At 44.7% G+C, this 6,539-nt stretch carries 9 protein-coding genes; all 9 read right to left on the reverse strand.

The annotated features are described in order from the left end of the window. A partial coding sequence (locus tag AB5026_RS18510; protein ID WP_368214120.1) for a helix-turn-helix domain-containing protein occupies positions 1–104 on the reverse strand: 104 nt, incomplete at its 3' end. 304 nt (positions 105–408) lie between these two features. After that, a complete protein-coding gene (ruvA, locus tag AB5026_RS18515; RefSeq protein WP_022426699.1) occupies positions 409–1,020 on the reverse strand; it encodes a Holliday junction branch migration protein RuvA in 612 nt (203 codons plus the stop codon). Between the two features lie 146 nt (positions 1,021–1,166). Further along, a complete protein-coding gene (trpS, locus tag AB5026_RS18520; RefSeq protein ID WP_015524886.1) occupies positions 1,167–2,231 on the reverse strand; it encodes a tryptophan--tRNA ligase in 1,065 nt (354 codons plus the stop codon). A gap of 227 nt (positions 2,232–2,458) precedes the next feature. Further along, a complete protein-coding gene (locus AB5026_RS18525) occupies positions 2,459–3,250 on the reverse strand; it encodes an RnfABCDGE type electron transport complex subunit B (RefSeq protein WP_118608844.1) in 792 nt (263 codons plus the stop codon). A gap of 13 nt (positions 3,251–3,263) precedes the next feature. Beyond that, entirely contained in the window at positions 3,264–3,839 is a 576-nt protein-coding gene (locus AB5026_RS18530; protein ID WP_015524884.1) for an electron transport complex protein RnfA, read from the reverse strand. Between the two features lie 16 nt (positions 3,840–3,855). Then, the gene (gene rsxE, locus AB5026_RS18535; RefSeq protein WP_015524883.1) at positions 3,856–4,560 is read right to left on the reverse strand and encodes an electron transport complex subunit RsxE; all 705 of its coding nucleotides are present in this window, start codon (positions 4,558–4,560) and stop codon (positions 3,856–3,858) included. A 14-nt stretch (positions 4,561–4,574) separates the two neighbouring features. Next, a complete protein-coding gene (locus tag AB5026_RS18540; RefSeq protein ID WP_021650507.1) occupies positions 4,575–5,153 on the reverse strand; it encodes an RnfABCDGE type electron transport complex subunit G in 579 nt (192 codons plus the stop codon). Continuing rightward, positions 5,153–6,130 carry an RnfABCDGE type electron transport complex subunit D gene (locus tag AB5026_RS18545; RefSeq protein WP_021650508.1) on the reverse strand — a complete coding sequence of 326 codons (978 nt, stop codon included), beginning with the start codon at positions 6,128–6,130 and terminating at the stop codon, positions 5,153–5,155. The genes AB5026_RS18540 and AB5026_RS18545 overlap by 1 nt, the downstream gene beginning before the upstream one ends. Positions 6,131–6,144: 14 nt before the next feature. Next, the coding region (locus tag AB5026_RS18550) for a 4Fe-4S dicluster domain-containing protein (protein WP_368214119.1) at positions 6,145–6,539 on the reverse strand (395 nt) is incomplete at its 5' end.

The raw sequence follows: 6,539 nt of genomic DNA on the forward strand, positions 1-6,539 counted from the left end.
GCAAGCATCTGGTTATAGATAAAGCGGCTGCAGCCGATTGTTTGCTCTATCTGAACTCTCTGCTCTTTATTTGGATAGATCCTTATTTTTACGGCGCGGTTCATTCTTCTCACCCTGGCTTTCTATATACTGCCGTATCGTTTCAATCGTTGCTCCGCCTGCACTGAGCAGACAGAAGATCTGACCCCAGAATGCATCTTTCATGGTCTAACTCCATTATATTTATCATCCTTTTTCTTATATCGACGGATATGTATTTATGAACTAATTGTTCTTTTTCAGTATACTACATCAGGGAAAGGAGAACAAGTGTTTCTTTTATACTATAGAGATTTTTTTAAGCAGATATGCTCAGATGTGCAATTCATCTCACCATCTGAAGAGGTGGGAGAATTCTTGCTACATTTGTTAAAAATTTTTCAGTGCAGCCCGAAGAATTGCTTCTACATCATCTGCCGGCACATCTTCCGGTACCTTTCGTACTGCACGAAGGGCATCTGCAGAACTGTATCCTAATGCGACAAGCGCCTCCACCGCTTCCTGACGACTATCCCTCAGATCAGATGCTCCCTCAGCTGCTTCTTCCTGCTGATGCGCCAGTTTCATCTCAAAAGCATCTTCCAACTTCAGCTTGTCTTTCAACTCCAGGATCATTTTCTGGGCTGTCTTTTTCCCGATTCCAGGGGCCTTGGAGATTGTTTTTACATCATCGGAAAGCACTGCAAAACGAAGCTCGTCTGCACTGATCCCGGAAAGGATACCCAGAGCGCCTTTAGGTCCGACTCCGTTGACACCGATCAGAAGCTTGAACATGCCAAGATCATCCTTCGAAAAAAAACCATATAGCTGTAGAATATCCTCCCGCACATAGAGAAAGGTATGGATCTTCTTTTCATCGCCTATCCGTGCTTTCCCAAGATCCTGTCCTGTCATATAAATCTCATAACCAATTCCGCCATTTTCCACAACCAGACAATTTTCACCGATATCTGCTACGGTACCTTTTACAAAAGAAATCAAATCTCAAGGCTCCTTCCCTGAAACAGCTGAACATCTGTTTCCCATATGAACGCAATAGTAACATAATTTTCAAAAAAAATCAACCCGGAATACAATCTCCGGGTTGATCCTGTATACAAGCCTGTGATTCCTCTCGCTGTTTTCTATCACTGATTAAGGAAATCCTGATCCTCAAAATAATTGATCCGCATAGAAGAACGGACATCATGAAGCGTTGCGGCAGCTTTTTCTCTGGCAACCTCTGTACCGGCTTTCAGGATATCGAACACATCTTCGGTTCGCTGCTCCCACATTTTCCTTCTTTCACGGATCGGTCCAAGCTCTGCCTGCATAACATTATTCAGGAACTTCTTGACTTTCACATCACCAAGGCCACCTCTCTGATAGTGAGCCTTAAGTTCATCCAGATTCTGATACTCTGGCAGAAATTCAGCAAAATGTTCCGGGCGGCTGAAGGCATCCAGATAGATAAATACCGGATTTCCCTCTACACGACCAGGATCCTGAACACGAAGATGGTTCGGATCTGTAAACATGGACATGATCTTTTTCTTCACAACATCTTCTTCATCAGACAGATAGATGCAGTTTCCGAGAGATTTACTCATCTTAGCCTTTCCGTCAATTCCCGGAAGACGTAAGCATGCTTTATTGGAAGAAAGAACAATTTCCGGATCTGTCAGTGTGTCACCATAAACGGTATTGAATTTATGGACGATCTCCTTGCACTGCTCAAGCATCGGAAGCTGATCTTCACCTACCGGTACATGTGTTGCACGAAAGGCAGTAATATCAGCAGCCTGACTGATCGGATAGCAGAAAAAGCCTACCGGAATGCTGGCTTCAAAATTACGCATCTTAATCTCGGATTTAACGGTAGGATTACGCTGTACTCGTGCTACCGTAACCAGATTCATATAATAAAAGGTAAGTTCTGTCAGCTCCGGAACCATGGACTGGATAAAAATATTGGATTTCTCCGGATCAAGCCCGCATGCCAGATAGTCCAGAGCAACCTGAAGAATGTTATGACGTACTTTCTCCGGATGCTCTGCATTATCTGTAAGTGCCTGGGCATCTGCAATCATAATATAAATCTCATCATATAAGCCGGAATTCTGCAGCTTCACACGCTCTGCCAGAGATCCAACATAATGACCTACATGAAGGCGCCCCGTCGGGCGGTCGCCAGTTAAAATAATCTTACTCATGAATTTCGTTCTCCTTGAAGTATACTGAATATTTATATCCTATTATAGCCCCTTGAAATTCACCGGTCAAATATTTTTAACCGGAAACTGCAATTTTTCATTGAAATATAACCAAAAATTTGTATGTATTTATTTTATTTATGCATTATCGGGCACAACATGCTTTATTCAAAAAAAGAACTGCCATATCACTCGGAAAACTTCCGTGACAGGCAGTCCTTTTTGTTTTACAGAATCACATGTCTTGGGCAAACTTCCTTACATTTACCGCAGCCTGTACACTTATCATAATCAATGTGTGCACAGAAATCGGTAACTGTGATCGCCTCGGACGGACAATTCTTTTCACATTTTTTACAGCCGATACAGCCAAGCTCGCAGGCAGCTGTAACTGCCTTACCTTTTGCGTGGGAGCTGCAGGCTACACGTGTCTGTTTGTCATATGGTACCAGCTCGATCAGGTGACGCGGACATTTGGCAACACATTTGCCACAGGCTTTACATGCTTCCTGATCTACGACCGCAATACCATTCACTATATGGATCGCATCAAATGGACATGCCTTTACACAGCTTCCGAAGCCCATACATCCAAATGTACAGTTTTTTGCACCGCTGCCAGGGATGAAAGCCATCATCTCGCAGTCTTCCACACCTGTGTACTCATATTTCACAGTCGTCTTATCACAGGTTCCCGCACATTTTACAAAAGCAACCTGACGTGCGGTTTCTTTTACTTCCTGTCCCATGATCGCGCCAATCTTGGCTGCAACCGGAGCACCGCCAACCGGACACTGATCTACAGGAGCTTCTCCCTTTGCAATTGCGGCAGCGAGTCCGGAACATCCCGGATATCCACAACCACCACAGTTATTTCCCGGAAGAACGCCGAGAATGGCTTCTTCCTTTTCATCTACCTTAACGGTTAATTTCTTGTCTGCAAGTCCGAGGAAGATACCAATGAATAAACCAGTACCGCCGACAATGACTGCAGCCATAATAATTCCTGTTATACTCATGCTCTTCTTCCTCCTATACGATTCCGGAGAATCCAAAGAATGCAATAGCCATCAGTGCTGCCGTAAGCAGAACGATCGGCATACCCTGGAAGGATTCCGGAATATCGTTGTATTCCATTTTTTCACGGATTCCTGCAAGTAATACAATTGCGATCAGGTAACCTACACCTGTGGCAAATCCGTTGACAACACTTTCAAGAATGCTGTATTCATATTTAACGTTGTTCAGTGCTACACCAAGAACTGCACAGTTTGTTGTGATCAGAGGAAGGTATACACCAAGTGCCTTGTAAAGGGATGGTACAAATTTCTTGAGAAACATTTCTACGATCTGTACCAGTGCCGCGATAACCAGGATAAATACAATCGTTTTCAGATACTCAAAATGGGTCGGTACCAGGATGAATTTATAAAGCAGTCCTGCAACAAAAGATGCAATAGTAATAACAAACACAACTGCACCACCCATGCCGGCTGCGGTTTCTGTTTTCTTGGAAACTCCAAGGAAAGAACAGATTCCCAGGAACTGACTCAATACAACGTTACTGCAAAGCGCAGAACCAATTGCGATCAACATCAAGCTTGCCATTTTCTATTCCCCCTTTTTATTCTTTGTCGGAAGGACATCCGCCGCAGGTCGCACAATTGGAGCCACAGCCGGATTGGATCTTGGAAACATCTTTGCCCTTCTTTGCCATGTTGATCTTTACTTTATTCTGGATCGCTGCAAGTCCGGCAAGAACCAGAAATGCTCCAGGTGCAAGGATAAAGATAGTGATCGGGGTATAGCCGGCAGCACCGGTAGCTGCATCAGCAACCGGAATGATCTGTGCTCCGAAAGCCTTTCCGGAACCAAGGATCTCTCTTACAAGACCAATGGCAACCAGGCCCACTGTAAAGCCAAGACCCATTCCAAGTCCGTCAAAGATAGACGGAAGGACAGGGTTCTTGGAAGCATAACTCTCTGCACGTCCCAGAATGATACAGTTAACAACGATCAGTGGAATGTAAATTCCAAGTGACTCATAAAGAGAAGGAGTAAAGCCTTCCATCAGAAACTGTACGATAGTTACAAAAGATGCTACAACTACGATAAAGGCCGGCATTCTGACGGAGTCTGGAATAACCTTACGCAGCATGGAGATGAGCATGTTTGACATAACCAGAACTACGGTTGTGGAAAGTCCCATACCAATACCATTGATCGCAGAAGTCGTTACCGCAAGGGTAGGACACATACCAAGCATCAGGACGAAAATCGGATTTTCGGTTATAATGCCGTTTTTTAATCTTTCACCACAATTATTCATATTCAACTACCCTCCTAAAATGCGTTTTTGCAATAGCCGATAGCTGTATTGACTGCACCGGTAAAAGCTCTGGATGTGATGGTCGCACCACTGATAGCATCAATAGGCTCACCTTCGCCGCCGTCCTTGGATACATAGAATTTATCGGTATTCTTTCCAACATACTGTTCCTGGAACTTCGCTTCTGTAGCACGCATTCCAAGTCCGGCAGTCTCACTGATGGAAAGAATGGAAACGCCGCTGACGGTACCGTCTTTTGTTACACCAACTGTGATCTGGATATCACCGCCGTAACCCTCTTTATCGGTTACAGTTACTACATAGCCTTCATCTGCTGCTTCACAGACTTCATCTACGATTGCTTTGATTCCAAGATCTGCAGCTGTTTTATCTGCTGCTTCCTTGTCTACATCTACAGCTTTAAAATCTTCCAGGCTTACATCACTGAATACAGTCTGCCATGCTTCTTTTTTTGCCTGTTCCTCGGTTCTTGCAATGGGTTCTTTGGTAACTTCGTAAACCAGTCCAAGGCCAAGGCCGGCAACTACTGTAATGATTGTAAGGATCAATGTATTTCTGATAATCTTACCCATTATTTCTTGCCTCCTTTTCCAAAAGCAACCGGTTTTGTTACTTTTTCAATAAGCGGAACCAGAAGATTGCAGAAAATGATCGCATAGGAAACACCCTCTGCGGAACCACCAAAGAGACGGAATACCGCTGTCACGATACCGAGGCAGCAGCCATATACCAGCTGACCTTTCGGAGTGATCGGAGTCGTCACATAATCGGTTGCCATAAACCAGGCACCAAGCATCAGACCGCCTCCAAAGATATGACTGAAAAGATAGTTTACATCAAAGCCTTTGCCTGTTCCCAACATATAGAAAATGACAAATACTGCAAAACTTCCAATATATGTAAGAGGTACCTTCAGATCGATGATCTTAAATGCGAGAAGGATCACTGCACCGATGAGGATCGCCAGGGCAGAAGTCTCACCGATGGTACCCTGGATATTACCAAGGAACAGATTCTTTACAGGAATAGAAGTCCCCTCAATGAATCCCTGGCTCTTAAGCGCTGCCAGAGGTGTTGCCTGTGTAACCGCATCTACAACAGCATGGGAGCTTTTGGAAACTGCAAAGTTGGTCATTTTTCCGGCAAAAGAGATCATAAGGAAACATCTTCCTGCAAGAGCCGGGTTCATAAAGTTCTGTCCAAGTCCACCGAACAGCTGTTTTACAACAATGATCGCAAAAGCACTGCCAAGGATCGGCATCCAGATCGGGATCTGGGGCGGCATGTTCAGTGCAAGCAGAAGTCCTGTTACAACTGCACTGAAATCAGTAGTTGTATTCTTTTTATGCATCAGTCGGTCATACAGCCATTCAAAAAACACACTGGATGCAACCGTCGCCAGCACTACAAGGAGTGCATGCACTCCAAAGTTCCAGATACCGAAAAGTGTTGTCGGCAGAAGTGCGATCACTACCAGCTGCATAATACGGCTGGTGGTCATTTTATCCCTGATATGGGGATTAGATGATACGTTATACATTTGTTCCATTGTTATTCCTCCCCCTATTTCTTTTTCTTGCGCTCTGCAAGAACCATTTTTCTCATAGATTTAATACTCTGAGTCAGAGGTCGTTTGGCCGGACAGATGTAACTGCAGCAGCCGCACTCGCAGCATTCCATACCATCCATTTTTTCGAAGCCTGCCATATCACCGTGTTCTGCAAGAGTTGCAAGGCGGGCCGGAACCACATGGCCCGGACAGACGCTTACACAACGTCCGCAATTGATACATGCAGTCTGGATCTGCTTCGCCTCGGAAACTGCGTCACGCTCCAGGAAAAGCAGGGAAGAAGTTGTCTTCGTACATGGAATATGAAGATCATACAGCGCAAATCCCATCATCGGTCCGCCGGAGATTGCTTTTGCGATCTTTTCCTTCAGTCCGCCTGCAGCATCTA

The organism is Blautia sp. RTP21359st1_E11_RTP21359_211015, assembly GCF_040910705.1.
Classification (GTDB): domain Bacteria; phylum Bacillota; class Clostridia; order Lachnospirales; family Lachnospiraceae; genus Blautia_A; species Blautia_A fusiformis.

Coding starts and splice junctions, on each gene's coding strand:
- AB5026_RS18540 (WP_021650507.1), bottom strand. CDS start 5,153: ATGGGTAAGATTATCAGAAATACATTGATCCTTACAATCATTACAGTA.
- AB5026_RS18525 (WP_118608844.1), bottom strand. CDS start 3,250: ATGAGTATAACAGGAATTATTATGGCTGCAGTCATTGTCGGCGGTACT.
- AB5026_RS18545 (WP_021650508.1), bottom strand. CDS start 6,130: ATGGAACAAATGTATAACGTATCATCTAATCCCCATATCAGGGATAAA.
- trpS (WP_015524886.1), bottom strand. CDS start 2,231: ATGAGTAAGATTATTTTAACTGGCGACCGCCCGACGGGGCGCCTTCAT.
- AB5026_RS18530 (WP_015524884.1), bottom strand. CDS start 3,839: ATGGCAAGCTTGATGTTGATCGCAATTGGTTCTGCGCTTTGCAGTAAC.
- rsxE (WP_015524883.1), bottom strand. CDS start 4,560: ATGAATAATTGTGGTGAAAGATTAAAAAACGGCATTATAACCGAAAAT.